At 66.8% G+C, this 19,172-nt stretch carries 21 protein-coding genes; 5 read left to right on the top strand and 16 right to left on the bottom strand.

From position 1 onward, the window contains the following. Positions 1-4: 4 nt before the first annotated feature. The 6 genes from pilV to grxD all read right to left on the bottom strand — a co-directional run bounded on the left by pilV (position 5) and on the right by grxD (position 7,362). Positions 5-502 carry a type IV pilus modification protein PilV gene (gene pilV / locus AB1281_RS05570; RefSeq protein ID WP_014036606.1) on the bottom strand — a complete coding sequence of 166 codons (498 nt, stop codon included), beginning with the start codon at positions 500-502 and terminating at the stop codon, positions 5-7. Then, on the bottom strand, positions 499-1,014 hold the full coding sequence (locus AB1281_RS05565; RefSeq protein WP_014036605.1) for a pilus assembly FimT family protein: 516 nt from the start codon (positions 1,012-1,014) through the stop codon (positions 499-501). The genes pilV and AB1281_RS05565 overlap by 4 nt, the downstream gene beginning before the upstream one ends. A 161-nt stretch (positions 1,015-1,175) precedes the next feature. Further along, a complete protein-coding gene (gene ppnN / locus AB1281_RS05560) occupies positions 1,176-2,564 on the bottom strand; it encodes a nucleotide 5'-monophosphate nucleosidase PpnN (protein WP_014036604.1) in 1,389 nt (462 codons plus the stop codon). 253 nt (positions 2,565-2,817) lie between these two features. Further along, positions 2,818-6,018 carry a TonB-dependent receptor gene (locus AB1281_RS05555; RefSeq protein ID WP_430345263.1) on the bottom strand — a complete coding sequence of 1,067 codons (3,201 nt, stop codon included), beginning with the start codon at positions 6,016-6,018 and terminating at the stop codon, positions 2,818-2,820. A 250-nt stretch (positions 6,019-6,268) separates the two neighbouring features. Then, on the bottom strand, positions 6,269-7,045 hold the full coding sequence (locus tag AB1281_RS05550) for an SDR family NAD(P)-dependent oxidoreductase (protein ID WP_430345262.1): 777 nt from the start codon (positions 7,043-7,045) through the stop codon (positions 6,269-6,271). After that, complete coding sequence (gene grxD, locus AB1281_RS05545) at positions 7,042-7,362, bottom strand: Grx4 family monothiol glutaredoxin (RefSeq protein ID WP_005415957.1); 321 nt, start codon at positions 7,360-7,362, stop codon at positions 7,042-7,044. The genes AB1281_RS05550 and grxD overlap by 4 nt, the downstream gene beginning before the upstream one ends. Positions 7,363-7,482: 120 nt before the next feature. Here grxD and AB1281_RS05540 point away from each other — a divergent pair, with 120 nt between their 5' ends. Next, positions 7,483-8,061: a superoxide dismutase gene (locus tag AB1281_RS05540; RefSeq protein WP_430345261.1), complete on the top strand. Its 579-nt coding sequence runs from the start codon at positions 7,483-7,485 to the stop codon at positions 8,059-8,061. 113 nt (positions 8,062-8,174) lie between these two features. Here the strand turns inward: AB1281_RS05540 and AB1281_RS05535 are convergent, their stop codons facing one another. From AB1281_RS05535 to purE, 3 genes are all read right to left on the bottom strand, one after another. Next, positions 8,175-8,516 (bottom strand): carboxymuconolactone decarboxylase family protein, encoded by a 342-nt coding sequence (locus AB1281_RS05535; protein WP_008268125.1) that lies wholly within the window; start codon positions 8,514-8,516, stop codon positions 8,175-8,177. Positions 8,517-8,641: 125 nt separating this feature from the next. Beyond that, the gene (locus AB1281_RS05530) at positions 8,642-9,790 is read right to left on the bottom strand and encodes a 5-(carboxyamino)imidazole ribonucleotide synthase (RefSeq protein WP_430345260.1); all 1,149 of its coding nucleotides are present in this window, start codon (positions 9,788-9,790) and stop codon (positions 8,642-8,644) included. Continuing rightward, the gene (purE, locus tag AB1281_RS05525; protein ID WP_005412808.1) at positions 9,787-10,290 is read right to left on the bottom strand and encodes a 5-(carboxyamino)imidazole ribonucleotide mutase; all 504 of its coding nucleotides are present in this window, start codon (positions 10,288-10,290) and stop codon (positions 9,787-9,789) included. Before purE ends, AB1281_RS05530 begins: the two co-directional genes overlap by 4 nt. A gap of 58 nt (positions 10,291-10,348) precedes the next feature. On the opposite strand from purE, the gene AB1281_RS05520 reads away from it, so the two are divergent. The 4 genes from AB1281_RS05520 to AB1281_RS05505 all read left to right on the top strand — a co-directional run bounded on the left by AB1281_RS05520 (position 10,349) and on the right by AB1281_RS05505 (position 12,997). Further along, the gene (locus AB1281_RS05520) at positions 10,349-10,618 is read left to right on the top strand and encodes a Trm112 family protein (RefSeq protein WP_032128883.1); all 270 of its coding nucleotides are present in this window, start codon (positions 10,349-10,351) and stop codon (positions 10,616-10,618) included. Continuing rightward, positions 10,615-11,466, top strand: a complete 852-nt coding sequence (gene nadC, locus AB1281_RS05515) for a carboxylating nicotinate-nucleotide diphosphorylase (RefSeq protein WP_119007604.1) — start codon at positions 10,615-10,617, stop codon at positions 11,464-11,466. The genes AB1281_RS05520 and nadC overlap by 4 nt, the downstream gene beginning before the upstream one ends. A gap of 114 nt (positions 11,467-11,580) precedes the next feature. Further along, entirely contained in the window at positions 11,581-12,579 is a 999-nt protein-coding gene (locus tag AB1281_RS05510; protein ID WP_430345259.1) for a DUF2272 domain-containing protein, read from the top strand. A 67-nt stretch (positions 12,580-12,646) separates the two neighbouring features. Next, complete coding sequence (locus AB1281_RS05505) at positions 12,647-12,997, top strand: DUF3301 domain-containing protein (RefSeq protein ID WP_005415950.1); 351 nt, start codon at positions 12,647-12,649, stop codon at positions 12,995-12,997. An 85-nt stretch (positions 12,998-13,082) separates the two neighbouring features. On the opposite strand, the gene AB1281_RS05500 is transcribed toward AB1281_RS05505, so the two are convergent. The 7 genes from AB1281_RS05500 to AB1281_RS05470 form a co-directional block, all read right to left on the bottom strand. Then, the gene (locus AB1281_RS05500; protein ID WP_005412806.1) at positions 13,083-13,535 is read right to left on the bottom strand and encodes a ClpXP protease specificity-enhancing factor; all 453 of its coding nucleotides are present in this window, start codon (positions 13,533-13,535) and stop codon (positions 13,083-13,085) included. Between the two features lie 84 nt (positions 13,536-13,619). Continuing rightward, positions 13,620-14,255, bottom strand: a complete 636-nt coding sequence (locus tag AB1281_RS05495; RefSeq protein WP_005408842.1) for a glutathione S-transferase N-terminal domain-containing protein — start codon at positions 14,253-14,255, stop codon at positions 13,620-13,622. A 134-nt stretch (positions 14,256-14,389) separates the two neighbouring features. After that, on the bottom strand, positions 14,390-15,139 hold the full coding sequence (locus AB1281_RS05490; RefSeq protein WP_014036596.1) for a cytochrome c1: 750 nt from the start codon (positions 15,137-15,139) through the stop codon (positions 14,390-14,392). Continuing rightward, the gene (locus AB1281_RS05485; protein ID WP_110711774.1) at positions 15,132-16,391 is read right to left on the bottom strand and encodes a cytochrome b; all 1,260 of its coding nucleotides are present in this window, start codon (positions 16,389-16,391) and stop codon (positions 15,132-15,134) included. Before AB1281_RS05485 ends, AB1281_RS05490 begins: the two co-directional genes overlap by 8 nt. Next, on the bottom strand, positions 16,391-17,011 hold the full coding sequence (petA, locus tag AB1281_RS05480) for a ubiquinol-cytochrome c reductase iron-sulfur subunit (protein WP_004151998.1): 621 nt from the start codon (positions 17,009-17,011) through the stop codon (positions 16,391-16,393). Before petA ends, AB1281_RS05485 begins: the two co-directional genes overlap by 1 nt. 211 nt (positions 17,012-17,222) lie before the next feature. Continuing rightward, complete coding sequence (locus AB1281_RS05475) at positions 17,223-18,128, bottom strand: lytic transglycosylase domain-containing protein (RefSeq protein ID WP_262227114.1); 906 nt, start codon at positions 18,126-18,128, stop codon at positions 17,223-17,225. Between the two features lie 46 nt (positions 18,129-18,174). Next, positions 18,175-19,143, bottom strand: a complete 969-nt coding sequence (locus AB1281_RS05470) for a helix-turn-helix transcriptional regulator (protein WP_430345258.1) — start codon at positions 19,141-19,143, stop codon at positions 18,175-18,177. Positions 19,144-19,172 lie beyond the last annotated feature (29 nt).

Here is a 19,172-nt window from a genome sequence, read left to right as displayed (position 1 = left end):
GCGCTCACAGGAAGGTCGTCAGGCCGAAGGTGGTAAGGCTGTCGGGATCCTTCGGATCCCAGCGCTGGTCACCCCAGCTGATGGCCACGGTGACCTGGCCGGTGCTCTGCACGAAGGTCACCTGCGCGCTGGCCTTCTCGCCCAGCGTGCGTGCGACCTCGCACTGCCAGCGCGCCACGTTCGTCTTCGGCGTCACGGCGGCGCCGGTCGGCCAGGAGCACGCGCCGCTGGGCTTCACCGAGCCAGCCGAGAACGAGGCCGAGGAATAGGCGCCACCGGCCAGCGTGTCGGTACGCTGGGCACGCATCAGCTCGATCAGGTCGTTGGCCAGGTTGGTGGCCTGGGTACGGTAATTCGCGCTCTGCACGAAGCGGACGTTGGTGGTCTGCAGCAGGGCAAAGCCCAGCAGCCCGAATGCCAGGATCAGCACCGCCACCATCACTTCGATCAGGCTGAAGCCGCCCTGTGAAGACCGTGGGCGGGCCAGGTTGCGGCGGCTCATGAGCAGGTTCCCTTGGTCACCCGGACCTGGCCGGATTGGTTGATCGTCAGCGTGCTTTTCGATTCACCGGCCTTGCACGCATCCGGCGACAGCACCAGCGTCTGGTCAGCAACCGCCCGGCGCCGGCCGCGTCCGTCAAAGGCGATGACCGCGCCCGGCGGACCCACCACGCTGAGCTGCGGGTTGCCCTGCGAAAAGCGCAGCGCGACGTCATTGCTACCCATCTGGCCGTCGCCATCCAGGTCCGACCAGGCCAGTACACCCTTGGACCAGTCGCCATCACAGGCTTTGCCATCGGCGCTGCCACAGACACCGCCACCGTTGCTGTTGCGGATGCCTTCGCTGCGGGCCAGGTTGGCCAGCGCGATCAGCTCATTGTTGGCGGTCGCCAGCCGGTTCGAGCGGATCATGCCGCGGAAGCTCGGATAGGCGATCGACGCCAGGATCACGAAGACCGCCAGCGTGACCATCAGTTCAACCAGCGTGAAGCCGTTTTGCCGGCGCAAAGACATTGGACGCTCCCCAGCGTGTTGGTGGCCACGATGGGCCATCGCCCTGCCACCGGCAAGCGGCGGCAGGATGAACGGTCAATCCGGGGCGACGGGCGTCAAAGGCTTGACGACCCGCCCTCCCCTGCCAGTGCCGGCGCGATCCCCATCGCGCCGGCCCGAGCTCAGGCCAGGACCTGGTAGCAGGGCTGGTATTCGCCGGAGATCTTCATCCGGCGCTGCTCGACGAAGGCGCGCAGCAGCGCGTCCAACGCCTGCATCATGTCCGGGTCGCCATGGATCTGGAACGGCCCGAACTGCTCAATGCGGCGCATGCCATCCTCCTTCACGTTGCCGGCGACGATGCCCGAGAACGCCCGGCGCAGGTCGGCGGCCAGCGCGTGCGGCGCGCGCCCGTGGTGCAGGTCCAGCGCGGCCATCGCCTCGTGGGTCGGCACGAACGGCTGCTGGTACTCCCACGGAATCTCGATCGACCAGTTGAAGAAGAACGAGTCCTTCTGCGCCAGGCGGTGCTCGCGCACGCGCTTGATGCCGTTGGCCATCTTCTTGGCCACCGCGACCGGGTCACCGATGATGATCTCGTAGCGCTCGGCAGCCTCATCACCCAGGGTCAGGCGGATGAACCGGTCGATCTGCTCGAAGTACGGCGCGGCCACGGTCGGGCCGGTCAGGATCAGCGGGAACGGCAGGTCCTTGTTCTCCTCGCGCAGCAGGATGCCGAGCAGGTACAGGATCTCTTCGGCGGTGCCGACGCCACCGGCGAACACGATGATGCCGTGGCCGATGCGGACGAAGGCCTCAAGGCGCTTCTCGATGTCCGGCATGATCACCAGGTGGTTGACGATCGGGTTCGGTGACTCGGCAGCGATGATGCCCGGTTCGGTCAGGCCGATGTAGCGCGTCACGGTACGGCGCTGCTTGGCATGGGCGATGGTGGCGCCCTTCATCGGGCCCTTCATCGCACCCGGGCCGCAGCCGGTGCAGATGTCCAGGCCGCGCAGGCCCAGCTCGTAGCCGACCTGCTTGGTGTACAGGTACTCGTCGCGCGAGATCGAGTGGCCGCCCCAGCACACCACCAGGTTCGGGTCACCCGGGTTGAGGATGCGCGCGTTGCGCAGCAGGCCGAACACCGCATTGGTGATGCCCTCGGACGACTCCAGCTCGGCGGCGTAGGCCGGGCCCATCTCGATGGCCATGTAGGCCAGATCGCGCACGACGGCGAACAGCAGCTCGGCGACGCCGCGGATGATCTCGCCGTCGACAAAGGCCATCGCCGGTGCGTTGACCAGGTCGATGCGCACGCCGCGATCCTGCTGCGCCACCTGGATGTCGAAATCAGGGTAGAGATCGCGCGCGGCGCGCGGATCGTCCGAGGCGCTGCCGCTGGTCAGCACGGCCAGCGCGCAGCGGCGCAGCAGCTCATGCATGCCGCCGGCGGAGGCATCGCGGAGGCGTGCCACCTCGGCCCGCGACAGCACATCCAGCCCACCGCGCGGGTAGATCCGCGCATCCTGCACCGGCAGTGCACGGGCCGATTTTTCGTTCGTGGTCATATCCAATTTTTCGCTTCCTTCAAGGTTTCCGACTGTACTGCCGCCCCCTTAAAAAGCAAAACGGCCGGGAAGCCCGACCGTTGAATGTGTGCTGCCCGCGGTCGCCTTTCCGGGACCGCGTCGGCGGCGTTGGCACCGCGCACATTTCTGGATGCTACGCCCTTGCCCGACGCCCTGCAAGGACTTTCGCCTGAACGGAAAACGGCCGGGTTTCCCCGGCCGTTTCCGTTTACAGCAGAGCTACGTCAGCGCATCAGAACTGGTAGCGGAAGCCCAGCTGCATCGACCACTGCGACACACCGACGTCGAAGCCGTCAGCATCGGAGTTGGCGACGCTCGGCAGGTCCGCGCCACGGTAGTTGTAGACGTACTTGCCGTTGTACAGGCCCTGCAGGCTGGCAACACGAGCGTTGGCGTAGAAGCCGTAGTCGTAGATGTTGCCCCACTTCTTGTTGAGCATGTTGCCGACGTTCTGGATGTCCAGCCAGATCTCCGACTTGTGTCCCTTCATGAAGCCCGGCAGCTGCTGGCTGATGCGGATGTCGAAGGTGTTGATCCAGCCGGTACGGAACTGGTTGGCCGGAGCCACCTGGCCTTCGTACTTGGCCAGCTGCGGGTTGGCCGCCAGCCAGTCGAAGAACGACTTCTCCATCGCCGCATCGGCGGTGAACTTGCCGGCGTTGGACAGGGTGCCGAACAGGACCTCGCCGCGACGCGGCACGTAGAACAGGTCGTTGCCCGAACGGCCGTCGCCGTTGGCGTCGTTCACATAGATGTAGCTGTACGGACGGCCGCTGCGGCCTTCGTACACCAGGCCCACCTTGGTCTCGTAGTCGCCGAAGAACTTGTGCTTCCAGTTCAGCGAGCCCGACAGGCGGTCGCGGATCTGGTAGCGCGAGGTGTTCAGCATTTCCTCGTTGGCATTGAAGGCGTACTGGTAGCCCCAGCCCGAGCTGGCGGTGGAGCTGGTCAGGCTGCCCACTTCCTTGGCATCGGTGTAGGTGTAGCCCAGGTTCCAGGACCAGTCGCTGCTCGCGCTCCACGGCTTGCTCAGCGAGACGGTGAACTGCGAGGTACGACCCTGGTCGGTGTTGTCGATCAGGTAGACGTTGTTGAAGCCCTGTGCGGCATAACCATTGCGCGCATCGTTGGTGCCCCACGCCCTGCCATCAGCCGAAGGCACGTAGTAGTTCACACGACCATCGGCACCGACCTGACGGCCCTTGCCCAGGTTCAGGTGCTGGTAGTACAGGCCATCCTTGACCTTGGTGACCAGCAGCTCGGCCGAGGCGACCATGCCGTACCACGGCAGCTCGTGATCGAAGGCCAGGTTGGCCTTGTACAGCGACGGCAGCTTGAAGTCGCGACCGACGAAGTTGACGTTCTGCAGCGCGCTGCCCGGGGTGGTCGGGACCGGCTGGTTGTCCTTGTCCGGATTGAACTTCTGGCCGTTGTAGCGGCTGATGTTGTACGAGTCGTAGTTGAAGCCGGTGGTGGAGTAGCTGTTGCTGATCCACACCTGCGGTGCATCACCCTGGAACAGGCCGATGCCGCCGCGCAGCTGGGTCGGGCGCTCGGTGTCGAAGGTGTAGTTGAAGCCGAAGCGCGGCTGGATCAGGAACTTGCTCGGGAACACCGCACTGTTGTCATAACCGAAGACGGTCTGCGCCTTCTGGTTGTAGGTCGGTGCCGGGCTGGCCTTCGGACGGTCGCCACGCAGGCCCATGGTCAGGGTCAGGTTGCTGTTGACGTACCAGGTGTCCTGCACGAACAGGGCGAGGTTGCTGTACTTGTAGTCAGCCGCGATCGAATTCGCGCTCGTTTCCTTGTTCAGCTGGTAGGTCTGCCACTGGCCCTTGGCGAAATTGTCCAGGCCGTAGAAGGTGTAAGCACCCCACGAGCCAGCGCCATAGTAGTTGTAGACATCGTTGGTGTCGTACGAACCACCGAACTTCAGGTCGTGGTTACCCAGGGTCAGCGTACCGGCGGCGTAGTAGTTCCACGCCTTGGTTTCCAGTACGTTGTTCTGCGAGTTGGTCTCGGTACCCAGGAACAGCGAGTCGCCTTCCGGCGTGGTCACATCACCGCCGCGCGGGAAGTAGATGCGGATGCTCGGCGCATTGGTCGGCACCTGGCGGATGGCCGAGTACTCGCGGTACGAAGCCTTCAGCTCGGTCGAGAAAGTGTCGGTCCAGTCGCTGAAGACCTGGGCGACGTAGCTCTCGTTGGTCTTGACGTGCTGGTACCAGTACGAGCTCAGCGAAGCCTGCGAGGTCGAGCCCATGCCGTTGATGCGCAGCTTGCTCTGCTCGAGCTTGCTGTAACGGATGTTGGCGCGGTGGTTCTCGTTGATGTTCCAGTCGAGCTTCAGCGCGTACTCTTCCAGATCGGTGTTGCCGTTGCTTTCGATACCGCCGGCTTCGAAGCCATAGCCCTTGGCGATTTCCTGGGCGCGGGTCACGTCAGCCATGCTGTAGTCGGCATTGGCCTTGCCCAGCGCGGTGCTGGACAGGTCGGCGCCCGGCGCGGACTGCTTGAACTTCTCGTAGTTGGCGAAGAAGAACAGCTTGTCCTTGACGATCGGGCCGCCCAGGGTCATGCCGTAGGTCTTTTCGTCATTGAAGCCGTTGAACTTCTTGCCTTCCGGATTCTTGCCGAACCAGTCGCCGTCACGGTAGGTGCCGTAGACCGAACCGTGGAACTCATTGGTACCGGACTTGGTCACCGCATTGACGGTGGCACCGGCGGCGCCAGCGATGCTGACGTCGTAGTTGGACAGGTTGATGTCCAGCGCTTCGATGGCTTCCATGGCGACCGGCTGGCGGCGGGTCGGCATGTTGTTGCCTTCCAGGCCGAAGGTGTCGCTGGCCGAGACGCCGTCGATGTTGATCGAGTTGTAGCGCGGGTTCTGGCCGCCGGCCGAGATCGAGCCCGAGGCGCGGTCGATGAAGGTCACGCGCGGATCCAGGCGCATCAGATCCTGGATGTTGCCACCGATGGACGGCGCAATCTCGATCTGCTCCTGGCTGATGTTGGTGCCCGAGCCCATCTTGGTGGCGCTGAACACTTCCGAGCCGCCGCCGACGGCGGTGACCTGCACGGTGTCCAGGTTGGTGGCCTTGGCCACGTCACCGGTCAGGATGGCGTTGATGGTGCCGGTCTGGTTCACGCCCAGGTAGACGCCATCTTCGGTCTTGGTACCTTCACCCGGCTTGGTGATGGTGATGGTGTACGGACCACCCACGCGCAGGCCGCGCGCGTTGTAGCGACCCGCAGCGTCGGTCGTAGCGCGCGAAACCGTGCCCGACTCGGTGTGCGTGATGGTGACTTCAGCGCCGGCGACGGGCTGGCCGCCGTTGGTCACGACCTGGCCGCCGACACCGGCAGTGGTGGTCTGGGCGAAGGCGGGAGCGGCAGCAAGTGCAGCCACGAGACCAAGGGTAAGCTTGGACATCCGGAGTGGGTGGGTCATTTTTCGGTAGCCTCGATGCGAGTTGGCGATGGCGGAAAAAAAGCGCATCCAATCAGCCCTGCGGGTGGCTGGTCGGAGAGTTATCTGGGGTTCCCTACCGCTTGGCTGAAGGCAGCCATAACGGTTAACACTAGATTAACACGCTACGCCATCAATGTGACGGTTGTGCGACAAACGGCACCGGATCGCAACGCAATCGTGACGGGTTCTTCACTCCGTCTTTCCCCGGGACTCACTCGCCGGGAGCTGCCTCGCTGGCATCCAGAATCTGCCCCCGCCAGGCATGGCCGGCGCGGGACAACAGGGTCACTGCCGCAGCGGCGGCCGCTTCGGGCCCTTGAGCAGCCGGGTCCTGATCGACGGAATAGGCACGGGCCCGCAGCGCCGTACGCAGCGGCCCCGGGTACAGACCGCTGACCCGCACCGGGCTGCGGCCCAACTCATCGTGCAGGCTGCCGATCAGGCCGCGCAGGCCATGCTGGGCCACGCCATAACCGCCCCAATAGGCCTGCCCTACCCGTTCGGGAGCATCGACCGCGAACACCAGGGCCGCATCCTCGCGCTGCCGCAGCAGCGGCAGGCAGGCCTGGGCCAGCCAGGCCGGGGCGGTCAGGGTGACATGGACCGCGCGGGCGAAACTGGCCGGGTCGGCCAGCTCGAACGGGGTCAGGCCGGGGAAATGCGCGGCGCAGACCAGCAGGCCATCCAGCCGACCCAGCTTGCGCTGCAGGGCCTGGGCCAGTTCGGCATAGTCATCGGGGCCGGCGCCTTCCAGGTCCAGCGGGTACAGCAGGGGTTCCGGGCCGACCGCCTGGACCTGGGCATAGACCCGGTCCAGCCGGCGCGGCTTGCGCCCCAGCAGGACCACGGTGGCCCCGGCCGCTGCGGCGGCGACCGCCGCGGCACTGCCCAGTCCTCCCCCGGCACCAGCGACCAGCACAACGCGGTCCTGCAACGGGCGGCCATCGAGCGCCCCGTCAGTCGGTGACGTCGACGGCCAGGCACTCATCCCTGGGTCGCCTCTTCGACGATGCGCTTGAGCTCGCCGGATTCAAACAGTTCCATGACGATGTCGCAGCCGCCGATCAACTCACCGTTGATGAACAGCTGCGGGAAGGTCGGCAGGTTGGAGAAGCGCGGCAGGTTGGCGCGGATCTCCGGCTCTTCGAGCACGTTGACGGTGCGCAGGGTGACGGCGCCGGCGGCCATCAACGCCTGCACGGCGCGGCTGGAAAAGCCGCACATCGGGTACTGCGGGGTGCCCTTCATGAACAGCACGAGCGGGTAACGATCGACCTCGGCCTGGATTTGCTGCATTACCGCCACAACCACACTCCTTGCTTCGCCGGACAAACCGACCGTGATGGTCGGCTAGACTGCCCACGGTAGCCGCCATTGTAAGCGGATGGAACAGGCTGCCGCCGTCCCCTGGCCACGAACCCGTCCATGCCCGTCGAATTGCCTGCCCTGCCCTACCTCTCCGGCTCCCTGCAGCCCCACCTGTCCGCGCAGACCGTGGAGCTGCATCACGGTCGCCACCACCGCGCCTATATCGACGCGGTCAACGCCGGCACCCTCGGTACAGAGTGGGAGGAAGCGTCACTGGAAGAGATCGTGCGCCATGCCCAGGGCTCGCTGTTCGATGCGGCCGCCCAGGCCTGGAACCACGGTTTCTACTGGCAGTGCCTGCGCCCGCGCGGCGGCGGCGAACCGCAGGGCCGGCTGGGCGAGCTGGTCAAGCGCCAGTTCGGTGACGCGCAGCGCCTGCGCGAGGAGTTCAACCGCACCGCGCTGGGCCTGTTCGGCTCGGGCTGGGTGTGGCTGGTGCAGCATCCGGGTGGCCAGCTGGGCATCCAGGCCACCCGCAACGCGGGCACGCCCCTGACCGGTGACAGCACCCCGCTGCTGTGCTGCGACGTCTGGGAGCACGCTTACTACACCGACTACCAGAATGATCGCGCGCGTTACCTGGACGCGTTCTGGCAGATGGTCAACTGGGAATTCGCCGAGAGCCAGCTGCGCTGAAGCGGCGACTCGACCAAGGGTAGTGCCGGCCGCTGGCCGGCATTCCACTGGGCGTACAAAGGTACCGAGGTTGCCGGCCAGCGGCCGGCACTACCGGGAAGCAGAGCGCGGCATCACGCGCTCTCGTGTGCCGCCACGGCGTCCATCACCCGTGCCGAATACACCAGCGCGGCGCCGGCATTGAGCGACACCGCCACACCGAGCGCCTCGGCGATTTCCTCGCGGCTGGCGCCATGCTTCAGCGCCGCGTCCACGTGCACGGTGATGCAACCGTCACAGCGGGTGGTCACCGCCACCGCCAGCGCGATCAGCTCACGGGTCTTGGCGTCAAGGTGGTTGGTCTGGGCACCGGCATTGGACAGGGTGGCGTAGCCCTTGACCGTGTCGGGCGAGAGCTTGCCGATCTCGCCGATGCGACCCTTCAGTTCCTTGCGGTAGGCATTCCAGTCGAGCATGGTCGTGACTCCTGTGAAAGGAGCTCCACGCTACCACCGGGAATGTTGTGCCGATGGCTGCACCGGTGCGCCACACCGTTGCAGCCATACAGGGGTGTGCCGGCAGCACGCCGGCACGCCCGCGTTCAGCGGTTGCGCAGCGCGTGCACCGCCGGTGCCACCTGGGCCTGCCGGTCCAGTTCCTGGCCCACCTGGTCCAGCGCGTCGGCCAGTGCTGCGGCATCGTCATCGCGCAATGTGGCATGGCCGACCTTGCGGCCTTCGCGCGACTCCTTGCCATAGTCATGCCAGTGGCCACTGGCCTGGGCCAGCACCGGCAACGGGTCGGGCATCCGGCCCAGCCAGTTCAGCATGCAGGCATGGCCGAGCATGCGGGTGCTGCCCAGCGGCAGGCCCAGCACGGCGCGCAGGTGGTTCTCGAACTGCGAGGTCTCGCTGCCTTCGATGGTCCAGTGGCCGGAGTTGTGCACGCGCGGCGCCATCTCGTTGGCCAGCAGCTCACCATCACGGCAGAACAGCTCCAGCGCGAACACGCCGACGTACTGCAGGTGTTCGGCGACGCGACGGGCATAGCCGATCGCCGCCTGCTGCTCGGCGTCGGACAGCACGGCCGGGGCCACACTGGCCGACAGCACGCCGTCGACGTGCCAGTTGCCGGTGACCGGCCACGCCTCGAAGCTGCCATCGCGGCCGCGCACGGCGACCACGCTGACCTCGCGCTGGAAGGCGACGAAGCCTTCCAGGATCAGTCCAGTGCGATCGACCTGCGCACCCAGCGCGTCCCACGCGGCATCGATGTCGGCTTCGCTGCGCAGGCGGAATTGCCCCTTGCCGTCGTAGCCCAGGCGGCGGGTCTTCAGGATGCACGGCAGGCCGAATTCGGCGGCCTTCGCCGCCAGTTCGTCACGGCTGCGGATGTCAGCGAAGGCCGGCAGCGGAATGCCCAGCTGCTGGAACAGGGTCTTCTCGCTCAACCGGTCCTGGGCCACGGCCAGTGCGGCCGGCGGCGGATAGACCGGCACGCGGTCGGCCAGGAACTGTGCACTGTCGGCAGGCACGTTCTCGAAATCGAAGGTGACCACGTCGACCTTGGCGGCGAAGTCCGCCAGCGCCTGGCGGTCATCGAAGGCACCGACGGTGAGCGGCGCCAGCGGGCCGCTGCAGGCGTCGGCGGCCGGGTCGTACAGCTCGAAGCGCAGTCCCAGCGGCGCACCGGCCAGGACCATCATGCGGGCGAGCTGGCCGCCGCCCAGGATGCCGACGGTCAGGCTCATTGGCGCGGATCGTCGTGGGCCATCACGTCTTCGGTCTGGCGTGCGCGGAACGCGTCGAGTGCCTGGCCGATCGCCGGCTGGTCACTGGCCAGCATCGCGGCGGCGAACAGCGCAGCATTGGAGGCGCCGGCATTGCCGATGGCGAAGGTGGCGACCGGAATGCCGGCCGGCATCTGCACGATCGACAGCAGCGAATCCATGCCGTTGAGGGCCTTGGACTGCACCGGCACACCCAGTACCGGCACGGCGGTCTTGGCGGCGATCATGCCCGGCAGGTGGGCGGCCCCGCCGGCACCGGCGATGATCGCGCGCAGGCCTCGCGGGCCCGCCTGCTCGGCGTAACTGAACAACACATCCGGCGTCCGATGCGCGGACACCACCTTCACTTCGAACGGAACACCCAGGGCTTCAAGCTTCTGGGCGGCGTGCTGCATGGTTTCCCAGTCGGAACGGGAACCCATGACGATGCCGACAAGCGGCGCGATCGGGTTGGGGGTCATTGGCCGTCACCTGCCTTAAAGACGTATTCTAGCCGTCTTCCACGCAAGACGAAGAACCATGGATCGCAAGCTGCTCGACCTGCTGGTGTCGCCGGACACCCGCCAGCCCCTGTCCCTGCTGGATGGCAAGGGCCTGGAAGCCCTCAACAAGGCCATTTCCACCGGCGCGGTGAACAAGGCCGATGGCAACCCGCTGGCGCAGCCGCTGCGCGAAGCGCTGGTCACCCGCGACCGCAAGCAGGTGTTCCGCGTCGACGACGGCATCCCGGTGCTGCTGGCCGAAGAAGCCATCCCGACCGCCCAGATCGCCGACTTCCCGGCCGCATGAGCATGCTGCCGACGCCGGATGCGGCCGTTGTCGCCGCCGATGTCGCGCGTGCACTGGCCGAGGACCTGGGCAGCGGTGATGTCACCGCCGCCCTGCTGCCCGACCAGGCCGACAGCGCTTACCTGCTGTGCAAGCAGGACGGAGTGATTGCCGGCCGCCCCTGGTTCGACGCCACCCACCGCGCGCTCGACCCGGACGTGCGCATCGACTGGCAGGTTGCCGAAGGCGACGCGGTCACCGCAGGCACCGTGCTGGCCCTGCTGCACGGGCGCAGCCGCAGCCTGGTCAGCGCCGAGCGCACTTCGCTGAACTTCCTGCAGACGCTGTCCGGCACCGCCACGACCACCGCACGCTACGTGGCGGCCGTGGCCGGCACTGGCACGCGCATCCTCGACACCCGCAAGACCCTGCCCGGCCTGCGCCTGGCGCAGAAGTACGCGGTGCGCTGCGGCGGTGGCGAGAACCATCGTTTCGGCCTGTACGACACGGTGATGCTGAAGGAAAACCACATCCGCGCTGCCGGTTCGCTGGCCGCCGCCGTGGCGGGCGCACGCCGGCAGTGGCCCGCGCTGCCGCTGGTGGTCGAGGTCGAGGACCTGGCGCAGCTGCGCCAGGCGCTCGAAGCCGGTTGCGAACGCATCCTGCTGGACGACTTCAGCCCCGACCTGCGCCGCGAGGCGGTGCGCATCACGGCGGGCCGCATTCCGCTGGAAGTGTCCGGCAGCGTCGGCCTGGGCGGTCTGCGCTCGATCGCCGAGGATGGCGTCGACTGCATTTCCATCGGTGGCCTGACCAAGCACGTGCAGGCCATCGATCTGTCGTTGAAGCTCGGCCCGCCGCCGGGCTGAGGCCTGGCCCGGGGTCAGATCCCTTCCCCAGGGAAAAGGGATCTGACCCCGTTCTCACACCCGGCGTTCACGACAGCGCTGCGACGCTGCGGGCATCCCCCACAGGAGCCGCGCATGCGCCGGATGCTCTTGCCTGCCTGTCTGCTGCTGGCTGCGGCACCGCTGTCCGCAGCGGCCGCCGAAGCCTGCGATGTGCCGCCCCGCTTCGGCCTGAGCCCGTTGGCGGTGGCCATCCGCAATACCGCCTGCAATGAACACCGGCTCTGGTTCCGGCCCTTCATCGATCGTGATGGCCGCGCGGCGAGCCTCAGTGTCACCGAGGCCGAGAACGAACACCTGGCCGACAACGGTCTCATCGCCTGGCAGCGCGTGGCCGGCTACTGGCGCAACAGCGGCACGCTCAACGCGATGGGCAGCATCGCGGGCGCCAGCAGCTGCCTGGCGCCACTGGGCACGCGCTACACCGACAGCGACTGCCGCGCCTTCCTGATCGACAACCCGTGGTCGGCCGCGTTCATTTCCTGGGTGATGGTGCAGTCCGGCGTTCCCGGCTTCAACACGTCGCCACGCCACATCGACTACATCCGCGCCGCGTACCAGGGCGGACCCTCGGGCGTGCCGTACCGGCTGGTCGACCCGGCCACGGCCAAACCCGCGCCCGGCGATCTGCTGTGCTTCCTGCGTGACCGCAGCAGCACGCTCAGCTACAGCGGACTGGTGCAGGCGCTGGGCAACGGTTCGGTGGGCCACTGGAAATCACATTGCGAAGTGGTGGTGGCCGCCAACCTCGGCGGCGACCAGACCCTGTACCTGGTCGGTGGCAACGTGATGAACACCGTGGCGATGCGGCTGCTGCCGCTGGAGCGCACCGGACTGATCAAGCTGCCGCCGGCGCGCGAACGCAACAGCACCGGCATCGACCCCAGCTGCACGCCGGGCCGCGAGGACGAATGCAGTTTCAACCGCCAGGACTGGGCGGCGTTGCTGCAGCTGACCGCCACATCACCCGTGGTGATGCCCTCGCCTGCCACACCGGTACAGACCGCTCCGGCGCCGCAACCGGTCGTCGTGCCCGCGCAGCCGGTGTCTGGCGAACCACAACCTCAGCGGTGAATGCAGCGCTTGATCCAGCGCGCGTTCGCCGCCATCTTTGCGGGATCGACCTCTGACGGCTGACGCCATGCCCACCCTGCTGCTGTTGCTGATTGCCGGCGGAATCATCTACTTCTTCTGGAACGCCGCACGCTCGGCCGCCGAGCGCGCGGTCGAGCTGGGCCGCAATGCCTGCCGCGCTGCCGATGTGCAGTGGCTGGACCAGGCGGTGCACGCCACCGGCCTGCGACTGTCGCGTGGCGAGGATGGACGGCTCGGTTTCGAGCGCACCTTCAAGTTCGAATATTCCTACGATGGCATCGATCGCCACGTGGGCCGCATGGTGCTGCGCGGCGACCAGCTGATCTCGTTCACCGGCCCCGGTGCCGCGCGGATCAGCCAGATCCGCCCGGATGTGGAGGATGCCGAGGATGTCTAAGGGCTTTGAGTGCCGACCAACGGTCGGCACCTACCGGTAAATCCTGTAAAGAAAAACGCCGCCCATCGGGGCGGCGTCGGAATGGTTACTTGACCACGCGCAGGTTCGGGCGGCCCTTCGGCGGCGGACTGGCCGGCGGCGTATCGTCCGGCGGCGTGCCTTCCTCATGCAGCAGCTCATCGCTGGTCGGTGCGGTTTCGTTGCCCGGAATGTCATCCGGCAGCGCCATGCCCTGTCCGGTCTCGCGGGCATAGACCGCCAGCACGGCACTGATCGGCACCTGCACCGGGTAGCTGGTGCCGGAGAAGCGCGCCGAGAAGCTCACCATTTCGTTGTCGATCATCAGCCGCACGACGGCACGCTCGGCGATGTTGAGCACGACCCGGCCATCCTTGACCGCCGAAGGCGGGACCTGCACGCCGGGGACGCCGGCGTCGACCAGGATGTGCGGGGTCAGCTGGTTGTCGTTGATCCATTCCACCAGCGCCCGCAGCAGGTACGGGCGGTGGCTGGTCATGTGGAAGAAGTCTTCGGTCATGCGTGAAGTGTACGCGCCCGGCGCCCCGCCGGGGCGGATCGCCTGCACGCCGGTCGGCGTGCAGACGGGTTACGCAAGGTCGGATCAGACCGGCAGATCGCGCAGCTTCTTTTCCTGGTCGGTCAGGCTGCGGACGAAACCCGGGTGACGGAAGATGCGGTTGCCATAGTCCTCGATCGCCTTGCCATCCTTCGGCAGCGGCACGTCCAGCGACTGCAGCCGCCAGATGATCGGCGCCATCGCGCAGTCGGCCAGGCTCATTTCCGGATTGAGGAAGAACTTGCTGGCCTTGAACAGCGGCAGCGAGGCGGTCAGCAGTTCCTTCAGGCGCTTGCGGCCGGCCTCGGCCTGGGTCTTGTTGCCCAGCTGGATGGCCTGCACCTGCGGCACCCAGTCGTGCTCGATGCGCAGCATGGCCAGGCGGATGCGCGCACGCGAGAGCGGATCGACCGGCATCAGCGGCGGATGCGGGTAGCGTTCGTCCAGGTATTCGCTGACCACCGACGCGGCGTACAGCACCAGCTCGCGCTCGACCAGGGTCGGCACCGAGTGGTACGGATTGAGATCGATCAGGTCTTCAGGCGGGTTCTGCGGATCGACCGGAACGAAGTCGAAGGTGACCCCCTTGGCCGCCAGCACCAGGCGTACCCGGTGGCACAGTACGTCGTCGTTCGAGGAAAACAGCGTCAGTGTATTGCGCATGCGTACGCTCGCCGCCATCAAAGGCTCTCCCACGACAGGAGACCGCCTGCCGCATCGGCGCCGCCGGCACCGTGCCAGCGGTCGACTCCTCCCCGAGTGTGCAACCGACCATCACAAAAGCCAATAGGCCCGTGCGATGGCCGGCAGCAGAATCAGTGAACGTCCTTCCAGTATTCCTTCTTCAGCAGGTACAGCAGGAAGGTCAACAGGGCCAGGAACAGGATCACCCAGACGCCCAGCTGCTGGCGCTTGAGCGCGGACGGTTCGCCGGCGTATTCGAGGAAGTTGGTGATGTCCCGCACGGCCTGGTCGTACTGGCCGGCATCCACCGAACCGGGCGTTTCGATGCGCAGGCCGGTCACCGGCGGGTCCATGCCGGGGGCCTCGGGCTTGCCATGCACGGCATGCTGCAGGCCCTGCATCTCCCACAACGGGTTGGGCATGGAGGCATTGGCGAACAGCGCGTTGTTCCAGCCCAGTGGCCGGCTGCTGTCCAGGTAGAACGACTTGAGGTAGGTGTAGACCCAGTCGCTGCCGCGTACCCGCGCGATCAGGCTGAGGTCCGGCGGCATCTTGCCAAACCACTTCTCGGCGTTCTCCTTCGGCATCGCCACCGGGATCGGGTCGCCGATCGCCGAGCCAGTGAAGTTGAGGTTGTTCATCACCTCTTCTTCGGTCAGGCCCAGGTCCTGCGCCATCCGCGAATAGCGCAGGTATTTCAGCGCATGGCAGCCGGAGCAGTAGTTCATGTACAGCTGCGCACCGCGCTGCAGCGAGGCGCGGTCACCGAGGTCGTTGCCGGCCTGCAGCAGCTTGGTGCCGCCCTCGGCGGCGGAGGCCAGGAAACTGCCCAGCATCAGGGTGGCCGCCAGGGCCAGCCGGACCATCCAGCGCTCAGTCATGCGTGGTCACCCTCTCCGGTACCGGCTTGGTCTTGTCCAACCTTGTCCATAGCGGCATGGTGATGAAGAACGCGAAATACAGGAAGGTCAGCACCCGCCCGATGTAGGTTTCGTGCACGTCGGTACCGGGGCCGGAACCGATCACGCCCAGCCACACGAAGCACACCGCCAGCACGCCCAGCATCACCTTCGAGATCCAGCCGCGGTAGCGCACCGACTTCACGCGCGCCTTGTCCAGCCACGGCACCAGGAACAGGATGGCGATGGCCGAGAACATCACCAGCACGCCGCCCAGTTTGTTCGGCACCACGCGCAACATCGCGTAGTAAGGCGTGTAGTACCAGACCGGCTTGATGTGCTCCGGGGTCACCAGGCGGTTGGCCTCGGTGAAGTTGTCGTGTTCCAGGAACAGGCCGCCGAAACCGGGCGCGAAGAAGATGATGAAGGCGGCGATGATCAGCAGGAAGCCGGCGCCGACGCCATCCTTGAGCGTGTAGTACGGGTGGAACGGAATGCCATCGGCCGGGGCGTTCGGCGACCAGCGGTTGCCCTTCGGCCCCTTCTTGATCTCCACGCCATCCGGGTTGTTCGACCCCACTTCGTGCAGCGCGCCCAGGTGCAGCACCACCAGCAACAGCAGCACCAGCGGCAGTGCGATGACGTGCAGCGCGAAGAAGCGGTTGAGCGTGGCGTCACTGGGCAGGTAGTCGCCCATGATCCATTCGGTCAGGCCGTTGCCGATCACGGGTATCGCGCCGAACAGCGAGATGATCACCTTGGCGCCCCAGAACGACATCTGGCCCCACGGCAGCACGTAGCCCATGAAGGCTTCGGCCATCAGTACCAGGTAGATCAGCATGCCCAGGATCCACACCAGCTCGCGCGGTTTCTGGTAGCTGCCGTACAACAGGCCGCGGAACATGTGCAGGTAGACCACGATGAAGAACAGCGAGGCACCAGTGGAATGCATGTAGCGGATCAGCCAGCCCCACTCCACATCACGCATGATGTATTCGATGGAGCCGAACGCCTCGGCGGCGTTGGTCTTGTAGTGCATCGTCAGGAAGATGCCGGTGACGATCTGGTTGACCAGCACCAGCAGCGCCAGCGAACCGAAGTAGTACCAGATGTTGAAGTTCTTCGGCGCGTAGTACTCGGTGACGTGCTTGCGGTAGACCGGCATCAGGCCCGGCGCGCGGGCGTTGACCCAGTCAGCGACGCCGCTGGCGGTACGGCTGAGGATATTGGCCATCAGGCAGCCCCCTGCGGATCGACACCGATGATGATGGTGTTGTCGTCCTGGTAGTGGTGCGCGGGCACCTTCAGGTTGATCGGCGCCGGCACGTCCTTGAAGACGCGGCCGGACATGTCGAAGCGCGACTTGTGGCAGGGGCAGAAGTAGCCGCCCTTCCACTGCGGGTCATAGGGTTCGGGCCGGATCTCGGCGACCATTTCCGGCGAGCAGCCCAGGTGCGTGCACAGGCCGACCAGCACGGAGATGTCCGGCTTGATCGAGCGCAGCTCGGGGTTCTGCTTCAGCACGTAGTCCGGCTGCTGGTCCTTCTCGCCGGACTCGGGGTCCTTGAGGCGGCCATCCAGCCCGTGCAGCGCATCGAGGATCGCCTTGGACCGCTTGACGATCCAGATCGGCTGGCCACGCCATTCCACGATCAGGCGTTGGCCTTCCTGCAGGGCGCTGATGTCGGCCACCACCGGTGCACCGGCAAGCTTGGCTCGGGCACTGGGGTTCCAGGATTTGATGAAAGGAACTGCGGTGAATCCGACGCCGACGGCGCCCACCACGGCTGTGGTGGCAGAAAGAAAACGCCGACGTCCGGTGTTGACTGGATCGTGTACCCCATCGTTGGCCATCCGGCACTCCGATATTGATTAGGTAGCTTTAAGGCTGCCAGCGGATCCGGTGGGGGCCAGAGCCGCATTGAATCATGGGCGAGTGTAGCGGAACCGTCGCGCGCCACACAACGCATTGCAACAACATTGATTGCGGGGTTGCCGGCCAGCGGCCGGCACTACCTTTCAAATGAGTGCCGACCAACGGTCGGCACCCACCCGTTAGCGGCACCTACTGGTGACTCAGGGCGGTGCGGTAACGCTCGGCCAGCTGCCCGACCCGGCGCACGTAGTACTGGGTCTCGCTGTAGGGCGGCACACCACCGTGGCGGTCGACCGCGCCTTCGCCGGCGTTGTAGCCGGCGGCAGCCAGGGTCAGGTCGCCATTGAAGCGTTTCAGCAACCACGCAAGATACTGCACGCCGCCTCGGATGTTCTGCCCGGCATCGTAGGAGTCGCTGACCCCGAAACGGGCCGCGGTCGGCGGCATCAGCTGCATCAGGCCCTGCGCGCCAGCGCGGCTGAGCGCGGTCGGGTTGTACGCCGACTCGGCGTGGATGATGGCGCGCACCACGGCTTCGTCGACGCCGAACTCGCGCGCGGCCGAGGTGATCTCGGTCTGGAACGCGGTGGTGTTCAAGCGCACCGAACCGAAGTCCACACGCGGGTTGACGCCGCAGGCGTAGCAGCGCTCCATGAAACTGTAGCGGATGGTGCGCACCGGGCCGAGGTTGGCCACCTGGGTCGGCCGCGCACTGGTGTAGTGGCGCACGCCATCCTTCATGAAGGAATAGACCTGGCCGCTGACCATGCGCCCGCTGCGCGAGGCGACCGGGGTCGCGGGTACGGCGGCTGGCGCAGCCGCCGGTGCCGCAGCACTGGCTGCCACCGCCACCGGGTTGCGCTCGATGCTGGCCACGGTGGTCGGCGCCGGCTTCGGCGCGGCCACCACCGGGCGCGGTGCCGGGCGGAGGTCGCGGCTGTAGCTGATGGCGCTGCAGCGGGCCCCGGCCACGCGCTTGCTGACGTAGCTGGTGACGCCGTCGGCGCCCTGGCACTTGAACAGGGTGCCCGCGCTGGCCGGCGCAGCGGTCAGCGCAGCGATGATGATCGCCGTTGTCCCCAGTATCCCCTTCATGCCGGCGAGTGTCCCAGCTTCGCCGGGGCTTGCCAAGCGACGCGGCTCAGCCTGTGACCGGCGGCACAGCCAGCACCTGCCCCAATCCGGCCAGGCGCTGTGCCAGTTCATCGCGCAGGCCCGGCGGCGTGGTCCACAACGCCACCGGCACCCGGTCCAGGCTGAGGATCTGCGCCAGCATCATGCCGCGGCTCTCGGCGCCCATGCGCAGCAGGCAATGGTCGGGCCCATCGGCCTCCAGCACACCACACCAGGGCGGGATGCGGCCTTCCAGCTCGGCACGGCTGCCGGCCAGGCGGACGATGGCCTGCAGCGCGAACGGGGCCTGGCTGACCGCCTGCCGCACCATCACGTCCGGCGGCGCGGGCGTACGGCGGTGCATGCCCGGCTCGGCGCATTCGCGCACCGCGCCCATCCGGTCCACGCGCAGGGTGCGCCAGTCCTGCCGGCCCAGGTCCCAGGCCAGCAGGTACCAGCGCCGCCCGTAATTGACCAGGTGCTGCGCCTCGACCACGCGCTGGGTCACCGCTTCCTGGGCACTGCGGTATTCGAAGGCCAGCCGTGACGCCTGCCGGCAGTGCTGGGCCAGCCGTCCGAGCAGGCGTGCGTCGGTGGACGGAAGGTCGGACAGGGTGGCCGTCGCCGCATGCACCTCGCCGGCCTGCTGGCGGCGACGGGTCGGCACCAGCGGGTCGAGCTTGGACAACAGGCCGCGTGCGGTGTCGTCGATGCCGGCGACGGTCGCCGAGGCCGCGCGCAGGGCGATGGCCAGGGTGGTCGCCTCCTCCTCGTCCAGCAGCATCGGCAGCACCGGCGCCCCTGCCCCCAGCTGGTAGCCGCCGCCAACCCCGGACGAGGCCTGGACCGGATAGCCCAGTTCGCGCAGGCGCTCGATGTCACGGCGGATGCTGCGCCGGTCCACGCCCATGCGCTCGGCGAGCTCGGCCCCGGACCACTGGCGGCGGGCCTGCAGCAGGGCGATCAGGCGCAGCAGTCGATGGGCGGTGTGGCGCATGAAGGATCGAGGACAGAAGTCGTCCGCAA

Source organism: Stenotrophomonas sp. NRRL B-14846 (assembly GCF_050473585.1).
GTDB lineage: Bacteria > Pseudomonadota > Gammaproteobacteria > Xanthomonadales > Xanthomonadaceae > Stenotrophomonas.
Note: the sequence above shows the minus strand (reverse complement) of the source record. Positions and strands in the feature narration are given on the sequence as shown.

What these genes read in the sequence shown, in the direction of transcription:
- pilV (WP_014036606.1), bottom strand. Translation starts at nt 502, where the DNA reads ATGAGCCGCCGCAACCTGGCCCGCCCACGGTCTTCACAGGGCGGCTTC.
- AB1281_RS05565 (WP_014036605.1), bottom strand. Translation starts at nt 1,014, where the DNA reads ATGTCTTTGCGCCGGCAAAACGGCTTCACGCTGGTTGAACTGATGGTC.
- ppnN (WP_014036604.1), bottom strand. Translation starts at nt 2,564, where the DNA reads ATGACCACGAACGAAAAATCGGCCCGTGCACTGCCGGTGCAGGATGCG.
- AB1281_RS05555 (WP_430345263.1), bottom strand. Translation starts at nt 6,018, where the DNA reads ATGTCCAAGCTTACCCTTGGTCTCGTGGCTGCACTTGCTGCCGCTCCC.
- AB1281_RS05550 (WP_430345262.1), bottom strand. Translation starts at nt 7,045, where the DNA reads ATGAGTGCCTGGCCGTCGACGTCACCGACTGACGGGGCGCTCGATGGC.
- AB1281_RS05540 (WP_430345261.1), top strand. Translation starts at nt 7,483, where the DNA reads ATGCCCGTCGAATTGCCTGCCCTGCCCTACCTCTCCGGCTCCCTGCAG.
- AB1281_RS05535 (WP_008268125.1), bottom strand. Translation starts at nt 8,516, where the DNA reads ATGCTCGACTGGAATGCCTACCGCAAGGAACTGAAGGGTCGCATCGGC.
- AB1281_RS05530 (WP_430345260.1), bottom strand. Translation starts at nt 9,790, where the DNA reads ATGAGCCTGACCGTCGGCATCCTGGGCGGCGGCCAGCTCGCCCGCATG.
- purE (WP_005412808.1), bottom strand. Translation starts at nt 10,290, where the DNA reads ATGACCCCCAACCCGATCGCGCCGCTTGTCGGCATCGTCATGGGTTCC.
- AB1281_RS05520 (WP_032128883.1), top strand. Translation starts at nt 10,349, where the DNA reads ATGGATCGCAAGCTGCTCGACCTGCTGGTGTCGCCGGACACCCGCCAG.
- nadC (WP_119007604.1), top strand. Translation starts at nt 10,615, where the DNA reads ATGAGCATGCTGCCGACGCCGGATGCGGCCGTTGTCGCCGCCGATGTC.
- AB1281_RS05510 (WP_430345259.1), top strand. Translation starts at nt 11,581, where the DNA reads ATGCGCCGGATGCTCTTGCCTGCCTGTCTGCTGCTGGCTGCGGCACCG.
- AB1281_RS05505 (WP_005415950.1), top strand. Translation starts at nt 12,647, where the DNA reads ATGCCCACCCTGCTGCTGTTGCTGATTGCCGGCGGAATCATCTACTTC.
- AB1281_RS05500 (WP_005412806.1), bottom strand. Translation starts at nt 13,535, where the DNA reads ATGACCGAAGACTTCTTCCACATGACCAGCCACCGCCCGTACCTGCTG.
- AB1281_RS05495 (WP_005408842.1), bottom strand. Translation starts at nt 14,255, where the DNA reads ATGGCGGCGAGCGTACGCATGCGCAATACACTGACGCTGTTTTCCTCG.
- AB1281_RS05490 (WP_014036596.1), bottom strand. Translation starts at nt 15,139, where the DNA reads ATGACTGAGCGCTGGATGGTCCGGCTGGCCCTGGCGGCCACCCTGATG.
- AB1281_RS05485 (WP_110711774.1), bottom strand. Translation starts at nt 16,391, where the DNA reads ATGGCCAATATCCTCAGCCGTACCGCCAGCGGCGTCGCTGACTGGGTC.
- petA (WP_004151998.1), bottom strand. Translation starts at nt 17,011, where the DNA reads ATGGCCAACGATGGGGTACACGATCCAGTCAACACCGGACGTCGGCGT.
- AB1281_RS05475 (WP_262227114.1), bottom strand. Translation starts at nt 18,128, where the DNA reads ATGAAGGGGATACTGGGGACAACGGCGATCATCATCGCTGCGCTGACC.
- AB1281_RS05470 (WP_430345258.1), bottom strand. Translation starts at nt 19,143, where the DNA reads ATGCGCCACACCGCCCATCGACTGCTGCGCCTGATCGCCCTGCTGCAG.